Source organism: Odoribacter sp. N15.MGS-14 (assembly GCF_000980245.1).
In the GTDB taxonomy this organism is placed as follows: domain Bacteria; phylum Bacteroidota; class Bacteroidia; order Bacteroidales; family Marinifilaceae; genus Odoribacter; species Odoribacter splanchnicus.
Map to the genome: position 1 here is coordinate 24,272 of NZ_LARE01000014.1, position 18,999 is coordinate 43,270.

The following is an 18,999-nucleotide window of genomic DNA, read 5'->3' on the forward strand; positions in this document are numbered from 1 at the left end:
TTAGTAGCGGGGGCCCGACTCGAACGAACGACCTTTGGGTTATGAGCCCAACGAGCTACCACTGCTCCACCCCGCAATCCCGGTCAATACTTTCTGTATTGCGGGAGCAAAGATAGCTCTTTATTTCTTTCATACAAATTTTTCACTATATATTTTGGAACTCCGAAGCTTCCCCGTTTGCTGGATGTCCCGGGTTGATTCATCGGGGAAATACGGCAGGATGCATTTGGGTGGGGGAGAATGAGACGAGGGGACAAGTAATTCATTTTACGGTATATGAAATCCGGTTGACGAACGGATGGGACGGGCTCAAAGCCGGGGAGAAATAATTACGGTTGAAATTGTCGAGCCTTAAAAGAAGAACTCCGGGACGGACCTTTCGTCCCATTTCCGGACGAAAGGTCCGTCCCGAAATCCGAAAAAAAAGAGATTAGCATTTGCTAATCTCTTCTTAGTAGCGGGGGCCCGACTCGAACGAACGACCTTTGGGTTATGAGCCCAACGAGCTACCACTGCTCCACCCCGCAATCTTGGTCAATACTTTCTGTATTGCGAGTGCAAAGGTAGTGTTTATTTTTTATAATCCAAATATTCGGGAAGAAAAATTATTCTTAGTTTTTGTTAAAATCGGATTTTGTGCTGTAATTTTGTATACATTTGCATGAAAATCGGTGAGTTATCCAAATAATGAAAGTATGATGTATCGGTTGAAAGGGTTAATATATGGGGTAATTTCCTCTGCAACATTCGGTTTGATTCCGCTTTTTGCACTTCCGGCGATTCGTAATGGGATCGGTGTGGATTCGGTAATGTTTTATCGGTTCGGTATTTCGGCTTTGGTATTGGGGCTTTGGTTGGTTATCCGGCGGTACGATCTGCGGATATCGGGACGGGAATTGTTCACTCTGGCCGGATTGGGTATTTTTTATGCTATGACCGCTTTGTTGCTGACTACTTCTTATTTGTATATTCCGAGTGGTATTGCAACGACGATTCATTTTCTTTATCCGGTGGTTGTGACGACCGTTATGATCCTCTTTTTTAAAGACAAGGTTTCTGTTCCGGTCATCGGAGCTACTTTGATGGCTATCTTAGGGGTATATCTGCTGAGTAATAACGGGGCTGCCGGAACGGTGAGTCTGAAAGGGTTGTTGCTGGTTTTGACAACGGTCGTTACTTATGCCCTTTATATTGTGGGTGTAAACAAATCCTGTGTACACCGGATGGATGGTTTGAAGCTCACTTTTTATGTGCTTTTGGCAGGGGCTATGGTGTTCGGTTTGAATTTATCGGTGAAGGGAGTACCTTTAGATCCGATTCCGGATTGGGAAACAGGAGTATATTTGTTATTATTGGCTTTGATTCCGACATTGGTTTCCGATTTTACGTTAATCTTATCGGTACAGCATGTCGGCTCGACGACTACGGCTGTATTGGGATGTATGGAACCGTTGACTGCCGTATGTATGGGTGTCTGGTTTCTGCACGAAAGCCTGGGCTTTTGGCAATTTGCAGGGATTGTGATTATTTTGTCGGCGGTATCGGTTGTCATTCTGGCCAATAGTAAAGACGGATTCAGGCCTCGGCGTTTGATTCCTTTGAAATTGCGGAAAGCGGTTCGATGGATAAAGCCAATCAATTTCAGTCATTAAATATTGCTCTTATGGTTACTTTAAAAAGAATTACGCAGGCGGAAGATGAAGCTTTCCGGAAATTAACGGCCCTTTATACCGAAGCCTTTCCGGTAGAAGAAAGGCGGGAGATCGGTCAGCTCGGAGAGTTGCTGCATACCGAACCTGCCATGTATTTCAATGCAGTGGAATGTGACGGTCAGCTTGCCGGGTTGTTTGTTTATTGGGATTTCGGAAGTTTTTATTACCTCGAACATTTGGCTGTTTTTGCTGAAATGCGGAATAAAAAGATCGGACAACAGATTCTGGATTGGGTGAAAGAACAGCTGCAAGGGGTGAGATTACTCGAAGTAGAGCCTGCAGAAACGGAGATGGCTACCCGGAGAATCCATTATTATGAGCGGAACGGTTATCGGATTTTAGACCGGAATTATTTACAACCTCCTTATGTGAAAGGGGGGAAAGATTTTCCGCTCTGGGTGATGGGGAACGGGAGCGGACAGTCGGCAGAAGTATTGAACCGGCAAATACAGACCATCAAAGACAAGGTATATTACCGTCTGTAATATTTATTTTTACAACATACCGGAAAGTAGAAAAATACCTGAGATCGAATCATTATCTTTGACTTCAAGATAAGGGTAAAACAAGGTCAACGGCATCGGAAAAGTCAACTGACTGTTTGGATGTCGTTGACCTTTTGTTTTGGTCTTTTGAGAATTATATAATACACTTTTTATGTTATTAAAAACGTTGAAAATCGGTAATCTTTCTATTCAGGTGCCGATTATACAGGGAGGCATGGGAGTTGGAATCTCCCTTTCAGGTCTGGCCTCTGCTGTTGCAAATGAAGGTGGGGTCGGAGTGATTTCTGCTGCAGGACTTGGGGTAATTTATAAGAATTTGTCCAAAAATTATCTGGAAGCGAGTATATTGGGACTGAAAGAAGAGCTGAGCAAAGCCCGTCAGAAAACCCAGGGAGTCATTGGAGTAAATATTATGGTGGCTCTTTCGAACTTTGCCGATCTGGTCAGGACGGCGATTGCCGAGAAAGCCGATATTATTTTTGCCGGCGCGGGAATGCCGCTGAATTTACCCTCCTTTCTGCAAAAAGACAGTACCACTAAATTAGTACCGATCGTTTCTTCGGGGCGGGCTGCCAAGCTGATCTGTGAGAAATGGAAAAGTATTTACAATTATTTGCCGGATGCTTTGGTGGTAGAAGGTCCGAAAGCCGGAGGACATCTGGGATTCAAAAATGAGCAGATCGATGACGAACATTATCAACTGGAAACCATTTTACCCGAAGTGATTCAGGAAGCTCATGAGATAGAAGAAAAATACGGCCGTAAGATTCCGGTGATCGCTGCCGGTGGGATTTATTCCGGCGACGACATCCGAAAAATCATGGAGTTGGGAGCCGACGGCGTACAAATGGGTACCCGTTTTGTGACTACCGAAGAATGTGATGCTTCGGATGTTTTCAAACAAACTTACCTGAATGCACACGAAGAAGATATTCAAATCATAAGAAGTCCGGTAGGGATGCCGGGAAGGGCGATTTTCAGTAATTTTATCCAAAAGATCAAAGAGGGGAAAAAACAACCGAAAGTGTGCCCTTTCAATTGTATTAAAACCTGTGATATCAGTAAGAGTCCGTATTGTATCATTACGGCCTTGTACAACGCTTTCCGGGGAAATATGGAAAATGGTTATGCCTTTGCCGGAGCCAATGCATTCAAGGCTACGAAAATTATGTCTGTGAAAGAAACTTTCCGTTCGTTGCTGGAAGAATTCAACCGCACAAAATAAACCGTATTTTTGCTGGATTTCTTAAATATTTACCTATATTTGAAAAGATCAAAATTACTTTCAAAATAGGTAAATAGTAGAACATATGGATCAAGATAAAGCCCAGCAATCGATCGATACGCTATCGGAAAAAGTGAATGGAGTAGTCAGAAGTGTGCGGGTGAGCTGTAGTCCTGAAAATGATTACCGGGGGGAGAAAGACTATCGTTCTGTATTCGGCGTACAGGAAATAGAATGTTTGTATGTGGATACGGAAGTATTGAATAAACAGTTTGAAGGCGAACCCTGGGAGGGGAAGATGACTGTCCGTTTGTTTCGCCTGGAGAACGGCAAAGGACAGTGCTTGTCTGTGAAAGAGAGCGGAATAAAAGTAGAGCGTCAGGATGCTTTGCCGGTGTATGAAGAGCGGATAGACCGCGCAGATTTACCGGAACAGGCCTGGAAACAGGGGATATATCGTATCTTGGCGGATATCGACGGAGTGGCCGGACAATCAGAAGATCTGTATATCGTCCCGGGGGAGGGGAAACCCGAAAAATATTTTCGCATCCTGCATGCCGGTCTGGACCGTTTTTGTGAAGAAACCGAGTCCGAGGCTCAGAAACGTCCTCATTCTTTCCGGATGTTCGATGCCACCCGATTGAAAAATATCCGTTTCTTCCTGATGGCCCAAAACCTGCTGGGGGGAGAGTGGGTATATGAATTCGTTATCCGGGTGGTAGACCGTAGGGGGAGTATCAAAGCCATGCAGATCGTAAAATCCGCCCAATATATCAAGGATCAGGCCGGGAATAGTATTCTTTGTTTTGCTGTCGATCTGGGGAGTCAGGAAGATTTCGTCACTCCGGGAGAATATACCGTGATGGTTTCCTGTTTCGGACAGACGGTCCTGAAGATGGGCTATGGAATAGGTCATAAAGATATTCCTTATGATTTCGAGCAGGAGATACTGGCCGATGGTGGAGAAGTGGCCGTGAAGCAAAATCTGAATCCGGTATACACCGCTAAAGATAAAGATGAAATCCTCGACCGTTTGTATCGTTTGGTGGGGTTGCGTAAAGTGAAAGAAGAGATAACCCGGATCATAGAGTACGTCGAATTTATCCGTCTCCGGCGGGAGAATGGCTTCAGCGATACTTTTCCTCAATTGCATCTGATCTTTACCGGATATCCCGGTACCGGTAAAAATACCGTGGCGGAGATGGTGGGAGAATTGTATCAGAAATTAGGGCTTTTGAGTCACGGCCGGGTGAATCATTACAGCCGTCGTGATTTGGTGCGTGAAGGCACTGCTGCAGAAGAGCAATTGGTTCGGCAGGCCCTGAAAAACAGTATAGGGGGGATTCTGTTTGTCGATCAGGCCGGAGATTTATTTCATCCCGAAGATCCGAACGATCGGGGGGTGATCGCTTTAGGAATATTGTACGGTATACTGACCAGGGAAAAACCGGAAGTTTTGGTTATTCTTTCCGATATTGATGAAGAGATGACTGTTTTGCTGGAAGCTTTTCCCGATTTGCAGAAGCTTTTTCCGCGCCGGCTTTGTTTCGAAAATTATAGTCCTGAGGAATTGATGGAAATCGCCCGGATCAAACTGGAAAAACTGCAATTCCGTTTTACGCCGGGAGCAGAAGAGAAATTTTATAAACAGTTGAAAATAGCTTGCCGGGCCAATGAGGTGGATTTTACCAACGGACGTTACATCGACGAACAGCTCGAACAGGCTTCGGCCCGGATGTCGGCCCGTCTGATGGCGAACCGCTGCGGAGAGTATAAGAAAGAGGACCTGATGCTGATTACGGAGGAAGATATCGTAACTTTACCCGAGGGAGACCCTGGCAAAGCATTGGAAAAACTCAAGGCGATGATCGGTTTGGGGGCATTGAAACAAAGTATTGTACAACATCTGAGTTATGTATATTTTATCCGGGAAAGGCAAAAACATGGTTTCGACGATACCCTTCCTCCCCTGAATATGATCTTTAGCGGTAATCCCGGTACAGGGAAGATGACTGTCGCTAAGATGATGGGAGAAATCTATCATTCGGTGGGTATTCTGTTGCGTCCGAATGTGACGGTACAGGACGGACGTCAGCTCACCGGCGATGGAGGGCTGACTCCCCAACAGGGAGCCGAAGTGTTGATGAACGGTGCGGCCGGAGGTATTCTATATATCGACCATGCCGATGTATTGCCCCGGAGTGAATGGGGATTGGCCCTGTTCGAGGCTTTATTGTCGAATTTATCGACCGAGGAATGCGGGGATACGATCGTGGTTTTAGGCGGATATCCCGAAAGAGTCGATAAGATGCTGGAGATGAATCCCGCTTTAAAGAATTATTTTCCTTATGTATTTTCGTTCAACGATTATACGCCCGAAGAACTGATGCAGATCGCTGAAAATAAACTGAAAGAAAAAGCTTATGTATTTCATCCCAAGGCACGGGAAGTATTCGGTGAGCTGATCCGGAAAGCTTATGAAAACAGAGATAAGAATTTCGGTAATGCGCTTTTCGTTGAAAAAGTCGTGGCAGCGGCTATTCGTCATATGTCCGAACGGACGATGAAAATCCGTCAGGAACGGGAGCTGACCCGTCAGGAGATGACTACCATCCGCAAAGACGATATACCGGTCGATAGTTTTGAACTTCCAAAATTGGAAAGGGATGTATTCGATGAAGAGGAGATCGGCCGGGCATTGGAAGAGCTGGATAAAATGGTCGGACAAACGGGAATAAAAAAACAGATCCGTGATTTTGTAGAGCTGGCGCGTCATTATAGCCACGAGGGGGTAAAATTGAGCAGCCGGATGTCCCTGCAATGGTGTTTGACCGGTAATTCGGCCATGGGAAAGGGAACGGTAGCCCGGATCATCGCCCGTCTTTACAAAGCCATGGGGATCGTCGATAAGGGACAGGTATTCGATTTTAAGGTGGAAAGAATGATCGGACTGATGGAAGACGAGGCTCAGCGTAGTATCGGGGAAGCGTTGGTGAAATCCAGCGGAGGTATCTTGCTTTTCGATGAAGATTCACCCAAATTGAACGAAGCTGTCGGCTTCCGTGAAAGAGTACGTGCTCTCCTGATGAATCAGATGGCCGAACATCCCGGAAGTTATATTATCATCTATGCAGAACCCCGGAACAGGGTATCGGGTATCAACGGAGACGCCGAACACATGTCGGATTTGGTCAATGTACTGGTCTTCGAAGATTATACGAAAGAAGAGTTGATGATTATTCTGAAACGTCGTCTGGAGAAAGAACGAATGAAAATGACAGCGACAGCCCGTCAGTATATGACTGTTTTTATCGGTTCGCTGGTTGCGACCGAGGAACGCAGTCATGCCAGTTCGCGCCTGATGCGGATCGTAGCCGATCTGATTGTCCGCAATTGTCTGCAACGGATGGCAAAGAGTAACCGGACGAGTACAGTAAAAGAGGTGATTTCTGTTCAAAAACAGGATGTGGCTATGTTTACCGAAGCTTTTGTGGCAGGAGTAATGAACGAACGGAAAAGAATCGGATTCATTTGAATCGGGCAGATAAGAAAGTAGAACGATATAAAGAGATTGGAAATGAAAAAGCAAATGATATTGTGGACTTGTATGCTGTTATTGGTATTGGCAGGATGTAAGAAGGACGATGTGCAGTATACAGACCGGTATGAACTGAAAGGAAAGGTAGAGAAAGGACCTTTTGTCAGAGGATCGGAGGTTACGGTTTATGAATTGAGCGAACGGCTTGAACGGACCGGAATCAGTTATACGAAGACCGTACAGGACGATCAGGGAAATTTCGATTTCGGTATTTTGGATATCCGGTCTCCTTATGTAGAAATTGTGGCGACAGGAGCTTTTTATAATGAGCTGACCGGCGAACAGACCTCCGGATCGTTGAGTTTGCGTTCGATTGCAGATCTTTCGAATCAGAAATCGGTGAATGTGAATGTATTCACTCATCTGGAAACCCGACGATTATTGGAGTTGAACGGTGGAGAAAAGCGCTTTAAAGCCGTCAGTCAGCAGGCACATGGAGAAGTGTTGAAGGCCTTCGGGTTGCAGAGATTCGAGATGGATGAGGTGAATACCTATTCACTGACAGATGGAATCAAAGGAGCGGGTAGTTTGTTGGTGGTGTCGGCTTCTCTGTTGAAGGATAAAACCGAGACCCGGTTTGCGGAATATTTGGAAGGGTTGTGTGAAAAGTTGAAGGAAACCGGTACGCTTCCGGACGATACGAAGGAAGAAATCCGTAAAAATGCAGTGAGTATCGATTGGACAAAGGTTGCTGAAGGATTAGTTGCAAAGTATAAGGAAACCGGCCTGGAAATTACTGTGCCCGATTTGAGTTATTTTATCGACTGGGACGGCGATGGAGAAGCCGGAAATGAATTCGGAGGGATCGTAGGCGATAAAAAATTGAAATTCAAGACCGATACTTTACGGGTAAGTCAGGATGGGGGAGAATATGCTGTAGATATCCTGGCTAATTTATCTTATGATTTTACTTATCCCGGTATGGAAGAAGAAGTGCCGAAATCCGGGGTGGAGGTAGATAAATTATTCCAGTTCAAGTCAGAGGAAATGGATTATACAGTGACGCTCGATAAGGTGCAGGGGCAGCTTAAACTGACGGTACAGCCGGCAAAAGGATATTGGATCCGGGATGAACGCATTACTTTGTACAGCCTGGATGGTGAAGTAAGCGCCACCCTGCTGATTACTCAGGACGGAGATATGAATAAGTTCGAAGTACCTGAAGGAGTCGAAGAAGCGGTGAGCGGCATATTGGGGAGTATCCGTGAAGCCTGTGATTATATGTATACGATAGAGGCTTATTATACGCAATGTTTCCCGGAACCACAAAACAAGTGGCAGAAATATTACCGGCATGAAAAAAGTGTCATGGCCGATATAGACTTGAAGCGGGCCTGGGAGGTGGCTTATAAAGCTATTGCCAGTGCCAATAATGGGTATGATATCCTGGAGAAGGAAAAAATGGGTAACCTCTGTTCGCCTCAGTTTAAGTTGTTGCGTTCGATCATGTATTATCCGCTGATCGTATTGTGGGGAAACATTCCTTATCCGGAACATTTTTCGACGGCGGCGGCACCCCGGTTGACAGAGCAAAAAGCTTACGAGAAGTTGGCTGCGGATCTGGAGGAGATCCATCGGCTGATACTGGACTGGAGAAGTGCTGAATATCAGGATTACATCGGTATCGGTGAACTGATGCTGGGAAAAGTGTATATGCAATTGGGAAGATACAATGAAGCGAAAAGGGGCTTGGAGATATTTTTGAAGAATGAAGGGTATGCCTTTAATGCCAGCCGCAAAGAGGCCTTGAATAGCGGTTCTAAAGAACTGGTATTCGGGTTGGATCTGCTGGATTATCCTTCGGTATATACCAGTGAGATTGCAGATCACCGATATTTACCTGTCGGTAGCTATACCGAGGCTTTGTTATTGCTGGCCGAATGTACGAATCGTATCGGTGACCGGGCGAAAGCTATGGATTATCTGAATCAGGTCCGGAAAAACTACCGTTTGTCTGAAGCGACAGATTTCGACCAACAGTTGAAAGCTACCTGGAAAGAATTGTTGAAGGGGGAATTCGCTTATTTCGCTTTTTTAAAACGGAACGATCTGTGTGAAAAAGAACTCGGAATCGAAGCCTGGCAAAAGCTCTTGCCATTCCCTGAGTCGGAAGTCGGTTTAGGTGGGGCAGAACAGAATCCGGGGTATTGATCGTTTTATAGTTGCAACGGTTACAGCAGGTAGATTTGTTTGCTGAAACCGTTGTAATCGTTGCCTCCTTTTAACTATTAAAGAAGTAGAATTATTCCGCTCTTTATTCGTCTTCGGTGTTCGTGTTCAGGGAACCGGTCGCCTAACTATCCATAATCCGATAGAGGTGAGCCGGTATTTTATTCTATAAAATTTTTCTAATTCTTCCTTTGCCAGGTCGTGTTAATGTGAGATGCAGGGTTTTATGCCGGAGGACCATTGGAGCAGGAACGAGTGTCCGGTTAGGGTTTCCGAACGCCCGACCGGTGGTGTCTGACGGAAACGTAACGTAAAGTTTTTTGTGTAGTGAGGAGTTCCGCCGGTCAGTGAAGGAAAGCCTTACCGGACCGGTCCGGGCGACCGGGTCTGACGACACAGAACCCGAAATCGGAATAGAAAGAAAAAATTAATTCTACCATAAATTTGGAGTGACGGAGAATTAGAGTTTACTTTACTTTTCTCTATTGTTTGGCAAACTTTTATTTCCCTGTAACTAAAAACGGTGCAATGTTTTAAAACTAAACATTACACCGTTTTAACTATTTTCACCATTTTAAGAAATTATGTTTTATAAAACTATTTCTTTTGGTGTTGTCAAGGAATTATTTTCCGAGCATTTCGCAAATTTCGTTGTATACAAACTCTCCGGTAAAGCCGAACTTTTCGTCCAGTACTTTGGCTGGGGCAGAATATCCGAAGTGATTTACGCCGTGGATTTTGCCGTTACATCCGACCAATCCTTCCAGAGTTACCGATAAACCGGCGGTCAGGCCGAAATGAGGCGTAGAGGCCGGAATGACTTCTTCCTGGTAAGCGGTCGGCTGCTGACGGAATAAACCTTCCGAAATAGCCGATACAACCTGTGAAGCGATACCTTTTCTTTCGAGTAACAACTTGGCGGCATCGATCAGGGTGGCCACTTCCGATCCGGATGCGATTAGGATCACTTTGGGATTTTCACCGTTTTTCTGTACGATGTAAGCTCCTTTTTCTGCTTTTAAAGCTTCGGTATAACGGTCGGTTGCGGCCGGCAGATCGTTGATATTCTGACGGGACAATACGAGAGCCGTCGGAGTTTCGGTATTTTCCATCGCCATTTTCCAGGCCACCGAAGTTTCGGCTGCATCGGCCGGACGTAAAGCCAGCATGCTCATTTTTCCGGCGTGGTTCTGCATTTTTTCCAGCAGACGCAACTGGGCTTCGTGCTCGATCGGCTGGTGGGTAGGACCGTCTTCACCGACCCGGAAGGCATCGTGGGTCCAGATGTATTTAACCGGCATCTGCATCAGAGCCGATAAACGGAAAGCCGGCTTCATATAATCGGAGAATACAAAGAAGGTTGCACAGGCAACATGAATACCGCCATGAAGGGCGATACCGTTACAGATTGCAGCCATAGTCAACTCGGCAACTCCGGCTTGCAGGAATTTACCGCTGAAATCTCCTTTCACTAGGTTGCGGGCTCCTCCTTTGATAAAACCGTCTGTCTTATCTGAATTGGAAAGGTCGGCAGAGCTGACGATCATATTTTCAACTTCCTGTGCCAGTGTAACCAATACATCGGCTGAAGCCTGACGGGTTGCTATATTGGCTTTGTGTGCAATAGCTTTATAATCGATAGCAGGCGCTTCTCCCGACATAAACCGATGGAATTTGGCTGCTAATTCCGGGTTGGCTTTTTCCCAGGCAGCTTGTTCGGCTTTTTTCTGTTTGGCCTGAGCCCGTTTCTCTTCCAGTACCTGCGCATAATATTCCTGTACATCCGGGAAGATAACGAATGGATTCTGAGGATCTCCGCCCAGGTTAGCCACCGTATTTTCAAAAGAAGCTCCGGCAGCGCTCAGCGGTTGTCCGTGAGTTGATACTTTGTTGGAGAAATCTTCTTCGTTGGCACCGACAGCTCCTTTCCCCATCAGGGTGTGTCCGATGATGAGTGTAGGACGTTCTTTTTCTTCCTGTGCCACTTTCAGGGCCTGACGGATTTCTGCTGCATCGTTGCCGTCGATGGTGATGACCTGCCATCCCCAGGCTTCATATTTTTTGGCTGTATCTTCGTGGGTTACTTCATCCACTTTGGTAGAAAGCTGGATATTATTCGAGTCATAGAACATGATCAGGTTAGCGAGTCCGAGTGTACCGGCAATACGTCCTGCACCTTGGGAGATCTCTTCCTGAATGCCACCGTCTGAGATGAAAGCATAGGTCTTGTGGGCCATCCATTCACCGAAACGGGCTACCAGAAAACGTTCGGCGATAGCTGCTCCGACGGCCATGGCATGTCCCTGACCCAGAGGACCTGAAGTATTCTCTACACCCCGTTTTACGTCTACTTCGGGATGACCGGGAGTGATGCTGCCCCATTGACGGAAGTTTTTCAGATCTTCCATGCTATATTTACCAATCAGGCTCAACGTTGCATAAAGCATCGGTGACATATGACCCGGGTCCAGGAAAAACCGATCCCGGTTTACCCACTCGGCATCGTCCGGATCGAAATTCAGAAATTCAGAATATAGCACGTTGATGTAATCGGCACCACCCATCGCTCCTCCGGGGTGACCTGATTTTGCTTTTTCAACCATTGAGGCTGCCAGAATTCGGATGTTGTCCGCCGCTCTGTTGGTAGTTGTATTCATGATATAAATTTAAAATAGATTTTTGGTTTTTTGCAAATTTATAAATAATCTTTCAAAAAAAGAAAAGTAAGAATTACACTTAATCTTACTTTTCTTCTTCCGTTTAGAGATTCAGCTCTTTAAACTGGTGTTCCCACCAAGCCGGTTGATCTTTCAGATATTTGGCGAAGTAGGAGAGAATCGTATTGTTCCACAGGATACGCTGATTGTAATCGACCACGGCATGATCGGCATCTTTAACCAATACTAATTCGACATCTTTACCCAATAATTTCAGAGCAGTATAAAATTGTATACTTTCGTTTGTCGGTACATTGACATCTTTTGTACCGTGGATTAACAGGATAGGCACTTTCACCTGATCGGCATTGAAAAGGGGACTTTGGTCGACATAGATATCCTTACGGTTCCAGGGGAAAGCGTGTGCCGAAGCGTTGGTACTGTAGCCGTAACCCCAATATCCGCCTCCCCAATAGCTAGAGATAGAGGAAATGCCGGCATGTGAGATAGCACAGGCGAAAATATCGGTTCGGGTGGTAAGGTATTCGGTGGTAAAACCTCCGTAAGAAGCTCCCATACAACCAATCTTAGAAGCATCGATAAACGGATGGGCTTTGGCAAATGCTTTGGTCGAGGCGATAATTTCGTCGGCTGTGATTTTACCCCAATTGTTTTGGTGGCGGGCAGAAAATTCCTGTCCGTATCCGATGGTTCCGGAAGGTTGAAGCACATATACGACATAACCGTTGGCCGTATAGAGGTTGAAAGGCCAGCGTCCGCCGAAACTACGGGAGACGGGGGTCGTTCCGCCGTAGTAATAAACGATCAGCGGATATTTTTTGGCCGGATCGAAATCGGCAGGCAGATAATAACGTCCGTCGATTACCGTACCTTTCTTATACTTATAGTCCCAGTCTTTCATCTCTCCGAAAACAATATTCCGGTATTGCTCTTCGTTGGGATCCGCCCAGAGAGCCGCTTGATTATCGGTTAGGTTCAAGGTATAGATCCGGGGAGGATAATCGGTGTTCGAAGCGGTATACATCATTCGGTCGGCATGGCTGGCAAAACTGGTCCGGAGAATCATGTCTCCCGGGCATTCGATCCGGGTGAATTTACCGTCGGCATAGCAATACAGACGTACGAAATCGGCATCGGTCGTTTTTATATAGATATTACCGTTTTTATGCCAGGTCATTTCTTCCACCGAAGGATTGAAATCGCGGGTGATCGCGTCCACTTTTTTAGTGGCCAGGTCATAAATATACAATTGGGTATCGTATTGGTTGGCAATCTGATTTTTCCCGATGTTTTCTCCCAGTTTACCGAAGGCCGAAGGGCCGCCGCTGATCAGCAGTTTTTTGCCATCGGGAGAGAAAGTACAGGATATGGAATAAAGCCGGTCCTTCCAAAGGGTATCCAGTTGTTGGGTGGTGATATCCATCAGATAAATATCTTGTTTGTTATAGGGATATTCCGTATAAGCCGGGCGTGAAGTGGAGATCAGTAATTTTTTACCGTCTGCACTGATATCCATAAGCGAAGTGCTCAGATTTCCCCAGGTGAGCCGGGAATGGAGGCCGGTAGCGAAATCGTACTTACACAGATAACTCCGGTTACGGAAATAGTCCTGCCGATCTTGTATGCCGTCCAGTTTACGCAATTCCCATTTGGGATCGCTGTAGTTTTCATTGGCATAATAGATCAGATAAGAACGATCGGGTGACCAGATGCAGCTCTGAATTTGCCGGTCTTCTTTGATCAGACGGGTTTGTAGTTGTTTTTCCAGGTCGTAACTATATAAAGATTGTCCGTTGCCTTCTGCTTGCAGGAAAGAAAGTTTGTCCTGATCGGGAATCCATTGCAGATTACGTACGTTATTGCCATAAAAGGTATAGACGATTTCTTTGTCGGCGATCCGGTATACGTAGGTATTGTTACTGCTTCGGCCATCTACGGTATTGGTGATCCCGACAAGGGCATATTTTCCGGTGGGGGAGACAGACAGATGGGATACTTGTTTACCGTTGAGCACATCGTAAATATTCTTGCCTCGTTGCGGGGACAGAGAGAAACCGAAAGGGAGCTGTTCGTAGGCTTTGTCGGCTTTAAAATTAGCATACAATACATTGCCTCCCTGAGTGGCCGTTTTTACGATAATCGTGTGTTTTCCTGGAATCCAATCGCCGTGAACGATTTTTTCTACGGGTTTATTATCCGCAGAACCGGCTTTTTTTACTCCATCGATATAGACTTCGGCCTGACCGAATAGCCGGAAATGAAAACTTCCGCTCATCCATTCGGAATTGCTGAAATAGACCGCGTAATAATTTAGCGTCGGTTGATCTGTTTTTTCACCGGCTGTTACGGTATCCCGGTTCATCGGGGCCACCGTCCACCGGAGCCGGTGAAAATGATTCTCCTTTGAATCGGCATCGGGAACCAGGCTGCCGATATTTACTCCGGAGTAATCGGTGAGCATGGCATCTGTAAATACCTGGTCTTTGACATTTTTTACATGGCTCAAGGCCGGCTTCTCCATTTTTATAGGTGTCAGGCTCAGCCACTCCTTGATATCCTGTGCGTTGGCAGTCAAGGACCCTGCAATGAATAATGAGAGTAAAAATCCTTTGTTTTTCATCGATGATAAGGTTTATCAGGTTTTAGCTTTTTAACATTTTTTCTTTCTGCGAAGGTATCGCTTTTTGATTGAAAAGAAAGTTAATGTCTAGTTAAACCCGGAGTAACTTAATCGTTCTTTTACCGTACAAGTCAGAAAACTTTAAGTTATGCGAATATTGATTTGTCTGTTAGCCTTAGCGGTGACCCTGACCTGTTGTAAGTCGAATAAAAGAATGATACGATCGGAGGTAGGGTATGTATCTACCCAACCGGTAGAAGTTGCTGTACAGGAGAAAGTACAGGATACCTTGATCGTGGAAGAAGAACCGGTGACGGTGAAAAAGGAGAAAGTCGGTTTGACGGACGGTGCCGATTTGATGCGGTATTGTATTATTGTCGGGAGTTTTATTTACCGGCAGAATGCGATCAACTTGCGGTCGGACCTGATGCGCCGCGGATTTTTGGGTTGTTCGATTATGCAGAATAGTGAAGGGATGTACCGCGTTAGTGCGGTTTGTGACGATACTCACGCCGATGCTGCCCGGGAGCTTATCCGTATCCGTAGACAATATCCGCAGTTTCGGGATGCATGGCTCCTGGAGGTCAAAGAGGACTAGTCTTCGAGCATCGAATCGTGGCGGTTGACTCTCACCACTCCTTCCAGATGTTTTAGTCTGGAAATCAATTGGGACAGGTGTTCGGTATTATCGATCAGGACAGTGATATTACCATCGAATACCCCCTCGGCGGCATTGATCGAAATGGCCCGCAAAGTAGCATGCGGATCTTTGGCGATCAATTCGGTAATTTTGTTGATGATATTACCGTCCTCTTTGCCTGTCAGATTCAGGACGGTTTGATAAGAAGTGGCTCCATCGTTGGTCCAGCGGGTCTTGACGATCCGGTAAGGATAACGGCGAACCAGCTCCAGGGCATTTTTACACTGGCGGCGGTGTACTTTAATCCCTTCGCCGATGGATACGAAACCGATGATATCGTCTCCGTATACCGGATTACAGCAACGGGCGAACTTATACTCTACATTATCCACATTTTTATCGATCAGCAGTACATCTTCATCGATTTTTTTTGGACGTACCACTTTGATATCTTTAGGCGGAACGACAGGGGCCGGCTTTTCTTCCACCTGCGTCAATATCTCTTTGATTTCGGAAGGATCGTGCTTGCCGATAGCGATGCCGTGGTAAAGGTCGAGAGCGAACTTGTATTTGTAGTGCTGCATCAGTTTGCGGATCACTTCGTCGTTGAATTCGATTTTCCAGTTTTTCAGACGGCGCATCAGTGTTTCCTTGCCGATATCGGCCTGGTGGTTGATTTCTTCATTCAGGTATTGACGGATTTTATTCCGGGCTTTCGAAGTGACTGTAAAACTCAGCCAGTCGGCTTTCGGTTGCTGGTTGGCGGCAGTGATAATAGAAACCTGATCTCCGTTTTTCAAAACATATTTCAGGGTTTCATTCCGGTGATTGACAATACCTCCAACACACTTGCTCCCGATATTGGTGTGAATAGCGTACGCAAAATCCAGTAAGGTGGCTCCTGCCTGTAACGTTATTAAATCTCCTTTGGGAGTAAATACATGTACCTCTTTATCCTGGAGGTTGATTTTCATATCATCCAGTAATTCCAGCGCATTCTCATTATTGCTTTCCAGGATTTCGCGCAATTCGTTCAGCCAGTTTTCGATAATTGAATCCGAAGATCCCCCTTTGTATTTCCAGTGGGCAGCGAATCCTTTCTCGGCAATCTCATCCATACGTTCCGTCCGGATCTGTACTTCTACCCAGCGTTTGCCAGGCCCCAGCACGGTGGTCTGCAACGATTCGTATCCGTTGGATTTGGGTACAGAAATCCAGTCCCGGAGACGCTGGGGATTAGGCGTATACTTATCGGTTACGATAGAATATACCCGCCAACAGTCGGGCTTCTCATTTTCGCCGACACTGTCGATAATGAAACGTACAGCAAAAATGTCGAAAATTTCTTCAAATTCAACCTGGCTTTTCCGCATCTTATTTAAGATCGAGGCAATCGTCTTCGTGCGGTATTTCATTTTAAATTTGATACCTCTCCGGTTCATTTCTTCGGCAATCGGAGCGATAAATTCGGCAATGTAAGCCTCCCGGGCGGTTTTCGATTCCTTTAATTTTTGTTCGATCTCCCGGTAGATTTGGGGATTGGCATAGCGGAGAGCTGTGTCTTCCATCTCCGATTTGATATTGTACAATCCCAATCGATGGGCAAAAGGGATGTAAATATAGCTGGTTTCCATGGCCAGCTGTTTTTGTCCGGCCTCCGAAAGCTGTGCAGCCTGCCGTAAAGCATAGAGTTTTTCGGCCAGGAAGATCAGCTGTACGCGGATATCTTCGGCAAAACTGAGCAATAATTTTCTGAAATTCTCCGAGTTTACAATCCGCTGGGTGGCATAAATGTGGCTGATATCCTTTAGTCCTTTGATGATTTGCTCTACTTTTTCCCCGAACATCTCCCGGATTTGCTCCAGGGTGATCATTTCTTTTTCCACTGTTTTGTGGAGCATGGCACAAATGATAGAAGTCCGGCCTAAGCCGATTTCCTGGGTAATGATCAGCGTAATATCCAAAATACGGACGATCTCCTGATAGTTTAATTCCGAAGCTTCGGTTTCGTTTTGGATGGCTATCTTAAAGGCTTTACGGATCAACCGGATGTCTTCGCTCGAAATCAGGTTCCGGCAGGATTTTAACACAGCCGTATATTTACTCAATATGATCGGACGATAGGTTTGTTCTGTCATTGCGTTCATAAGTGAATCTTGTTAGAAGGTGTCGCTTTTTTCTGTTTGTAAAAATAGCGATTCTTTTGAAGATTATCGATCCGGCAATTCTATTTTTGTGTAAAAGTTTGTTGAAAAGTGTGTGTAAAGAATAAGTGTACAGAAATATGAAATCAGAAATGAACTGCTGTAATCTGCTACCATGCTGTTATCCCGGAAAATCCGGAAAATCTTTATCGGGCCGCTTGGAAAATAATACGTTGAAGTATAAACAGGAAAGGCCGGTTTAAAATTACGAGGATATGCTTGAAATCAATTTTTTATGTATATTTACGACGATCAAACGTGGGATTATTTTGAACCGTATACAACTTTTTGGAAAGGATAAAAATATAAAATATGACAACAAAAGAGAGATATGAAGGCGTATTGGGGTGGTTTGCCGGGAAAATGCCGGTAGCCGAGAGTGAATTGAAGTATAACGACCCTTTCGAATTGATCGTGGCGGTGATTCTGTCCGCCCAGTGTACCGACAAACGGGTGAACATGACGACTCCGGCTTTATTCGAACGCTTTCCCGATGCAAAGGCCATGGCTGCCGGGACAGTGGAGGAGATCTATCATTTGATCAAATCAATCTCCTATCCGAATAACAAAGCTAAGCATCTGCATGAAATGGCCCAAAAACTGGAAAGGGATTTTCAGGGAAAAGTGCCTGAGGATATGGAGTTATTACAAACGCTTCCCGGTGTAGGGCGTAAGACGGCCAATGTTGTGATGGCAGTGGCATTCCACAAACCGGCCATGCCTGTGGATACGCATGTTTTCCGGGTATCTAACCGGATCGGGTTGGTGAATAACACAAAAACGCCTTTGGAAACTGAGAAACAGTTGGTAAAAAATATTCCGGCGGAGATCTTGTCGACGGCTCATCATTGGCTGATTTTGCACGGACGTTATGTTTGTCTGGCCCGGAAACCGAAGTGTGAAGAATGTGGAATCCGGCAATGGTGCCGTTTTTTTCAGAGTAGACGGTGAAGGGGGAACGGGGAATGGAGAAAGGAAACCTCCCTTCTCCTTTTTCCTTTCTCCTACATTGACTTGTAATATATAGCTGCCCAGGCTCCGGATTTCACTTTGCCGACACCCGATGGCGGACAGGTATCGCTGTACAGTGTAAAAGGAAAATTGAAAATCATCGATTTCTGGGCTTCGTGGTGCGGACCTTGCCGGATGGAGAATCCCAATATGGTGAAACTGTACGATGATTTTAAGGACAAAGGCCTTGCTGTGATTAGTGTATCGCTTGACGAACGTAAAGCCGCCTGGACGCAAGCGATCCAAAAGGACGGTATGCCGTGGGTCCACGTGTCCGACTTAAAAGGCTGGAAAAGCGAAGTGGTGAAGTTGTACAATGTAGATTCCGTACCGTGTATTCTGGTACTTGATGAGAATAACCGGATTCTGGCCAAGAACATCCGGGCGGAAAAATTGCGGGCCTTTGTGGAAGAGCGGCTGGGAAAATAGGTTTGGGTCGTTATATATTACGATGGAGTTCATACCTGTTTTTTATTATAAGCCGGTTTCGATAGGAAAATCTGTAGGAATTATTTTTCTTACAGATTTTCTATATATGTTTACCCTAAAAATGTAGAATTATTCTGGTACTTGTTCGTCTCCGGTGACCCGATCGCTTCCGCCGGTCAGTGAAGGAAAGCCTTACCGGACCGGTCC

General features: G+C 45.7%; 11 protein-coding genes and 2 tRNA genes. 8 read left to right on the forward strand and 5 right to left on the reverse strand.

The features are described from left to right. Nucleotides 1-4: 4 nt before the first annotated feature. Nucleotides 5-76, reverse strand: a tRNA-Met gene (locus WS34_RS05015). Nucleotides 77-455: 379 nt separating this feature from the next. Next, a tRNA-Met gene (locus tag WS34_RS05020) sits at nucleotides 456-527 on the reverse strand. A gap of 168 nt (nucleotides 528-695) precedes the next feature. Between WS34_RS05020 and WS34_RS05025 the strand changes: the two genes are divergently transcribed. The 5 genes from WS34_RS05025 (at nucleotide 696) to WS34_RS05045 (ending at nucleotide 9,192) form a co-directional block, all read left to right on the forward strand. Next, the gene (locus tag WS34_RS05025) at nucleotides 696-1,652 is read left to right on the forward strand and encodes an EamA family transporter (protein ID WP_202194441.1); all 957 of its coding nucleotides are present in this window, start codon (nucleotides 696-698) and stop codon (nucleotides 1,650-1,652) included. Between the two features lie 11 nt (nucleotides 1,653-1,663). Then, nucleotides 1,664-2,197, forward strand: a complete 534-nt coding sequence (locus tag WS34_RS05030; protein ID WP_013611167.1) for a GNAT family N-acetyltransferase — start codon at nucleotides 1,664-1,666, stop codon at nucleotides 2,195-2,197. 172 nt (nucleotides 2,198-2,369) lie between these two features. Next, on the forward strand, nucleotides 2,370-3,443 hold the full coding sequence (locus WS34_RS05035) for an NAD(P)H-dependent flavin oxidoreductase (RefSeq protein WP_046402492.1): 1,074 nt from the start codon (nucleotides 2,370-2,372) through the stop codon (nucleotides 3,441-3,443). An 85-nt stretch (nucleotides 3,444-3,528) separates the two neighbouring features. Then, nucleotides 3,529-6,978, forward strand: a complete 3,450-nt coding sequence (locus tag WS34_RS05040; RefSeq protein WP_046402490.1) for a hypothetical protein — start codon at nucleotides 3,529-3,531, stop codon at nucleotides 6,976-6,978. 42 nt (nucleotides 6,979-7,020) lie between these two features. After that, the gene (locus tag WS34_RS05045; protein ID WP_013611162.1) at nucleotides 7,021-9,192 is read left to right on the forward strand and encodes a tetratricopeptide repeat protein; all 2,172 of its coding nucleotides are present in this window, start codon (nucleotides 7,021-7,023) and stop codon (nucleotides 9,190-9,192) included. A gap of 641 nt (nucleotides 9,193-9,833) precedes the next feature. Here WS34_RS05045 and WS34_RS05050 read toward each other — a convergent pair. Together WS34_RS05050 and WS34_RS05055 are read right to left on the reverse strand one after the other, a co-directional pair. Next, the gene (locus WS34_RS05050; protein WP_022159493.1) at nucleotides 9,834-11,867 is read right to left on the reverse strand and encodes a transketolase family protein; all 2,034 of its coding nucleotides are present in this window, start codon (nucleotides 11,865-11,867) and stop codon (nucleotides 9,834-9,836) included. 103 nt (nucleotides 11,868-11,970) lie between these two features. Further along, nucleotides 11,971-14,508: a S9 family peptidase gene (locus tag WS34_RS05055; protein ID WP_046403533.1), complete on the reverse strand. Its 2,538-nt coding sequence runs from the start codon at nucleotides 14,506-14,508 to the stop codon at nucleotides 11,971-11,973. A 148-nt stretch (nucleotides 14,509-14,656) separates the two neighbouring features. Between WS34_RS05055 and WS34_RS05060 the strand changes: the two genes are divergently transcribed. Then, on the forward strand, nucleotides 14,657-15,106 hold the full coding sequence (locus WS34_RS05060; protein WP_013611159.1) for an SPOR domain-containing protein: 450 nt from the start codon (nucleotides 14,657-14,659) through the stop codon (nucleotides 15,104-15,106). Here the strand turns inward: WS34_RS05060 and WS34_RS05065 are convergent. Beyond that, on the reverse strand, nucleotides 15,103-17,295 hold the full coding sequence (locus WS34_RS05065) for a RelA/SpoT family protein (protein ID WP_013611158.1): 2,193 nt from the start codon (nucleotides 17,293-17,295) through the stop codon (nucleotides 15,103-15,105). The two genes, WS34_RS05060 and WS34_RS05065, sit on opposite strands and share 4 nt — an antisense overlap. A 369-nt stretch (nucleotides 17,296-17,664) precedes the next feature. Between WS34_RS05065 and nth the strand changes: the two genes are divergently transcribed. Both nth and WS34_RS05075 read left to right on the forward strand, forming a co-directional pair. Then, on the forward strand, nucleotides 17,665-18,303 hold the full coding sequence (gene nth / locus WS34_RS05070) for an endonuclease III (RefSeq protein WP_022159490.1): 639 nt from the start codon (nucleotides 17,665-17,667) through the stop codon (nucleotides 18,301-18,303). Nucleotides 18,304-18,375: 72 nt separating this feature from the next. Further along, on the forward strand, nucleotides 18,376-18,792 hold the full coding sequence (locus tag WS34_RS05075) for a TlpA family protein disulfide reductase (RefSeq protein ID WP_083813716.1): 417 nt from the start codon (nucleotides 18,376-18,378) through the stop codon (nucleotides 18,790-18,792). Nucleotides 18,793-18,999 lie beyond the last annotated feature (207 nt).

What these genes read in the sequence shown, in the direction of transcription:
- WS34_RS05035 (WP_046402492.1), top strand. Translation starts at nt 2,370, where the DNA reads ATGTTATTAAAAACGTTGAAAATCGGTAATCTTTCTATTCAGGTGCCG.
- WS34_RS05045 (WP_013611162.1), top strand. Translation starts at nt 7,021, where the DNA reads ATGAAAAAGCAAATGATATTGTGGACTTGTATGCTGTTATTGGTATTG.
- WS34_RS05040 (WP_046402490.1), top strand. Translation starts at nt 3,529, where the DNA reads ATGGATCAAGATAAAGCCCAGCAATCGATCGATACGCTATCGGAAAAA.
- WS34_RS05065 (WP_013611158.1), bottom strand. Translation starts at nt 17,295, where the DNA reads ATGAACGCAATGACAGAACAAACCTATCGTCCGATCATATTGAGTAAA.
- WS34_RS05030 (WP_013611167.1), top strand. Translation starts at nt 1,664, where the DNA reads ATGGTTACTTTAAAAAGAATTACGCAGGCGGAAGATGAAGCTTTCCGG.
- WS34_RS05025 (WP_202194441.1), top strand. Translation starts at nt 696, where the DNA reads ATGATGTATCGGTTGAAAGGGTTAATATATGGGGTAATTTCCTCTGCA.
- WS34_RS05060 (WP_013611159.1), top strand. Translation starts at nt 14,657, where the DNA reads ATGCGAATATTGATTTGTCTGTTAGCCTTAGCGGTGACCCTGACCTGT.
- WS34_RS05050 (WP_022159493.1), bottom strand. Translation starts at nt 11,867, where the DNA reads ATGAATACAACTACCAACAGAGCGGCGGACAACATCCGAATTCTGGCA.
- nth (WP_022159490.1), top strand. Translation starts at nt 17,665, where the DNA reads ATGACAACAAAAGAGAGATATGAAGGCGTATTGGGGTGGTTTGCCGGG.
- WS34_RS05055 (WP_046403533.1), bottom strand. Translation starts at nt 14,508, where the DNA reads ATGAAAAACAAAGGATTTTTACTCTCATTATTCATTGCAGGGTCCTTG.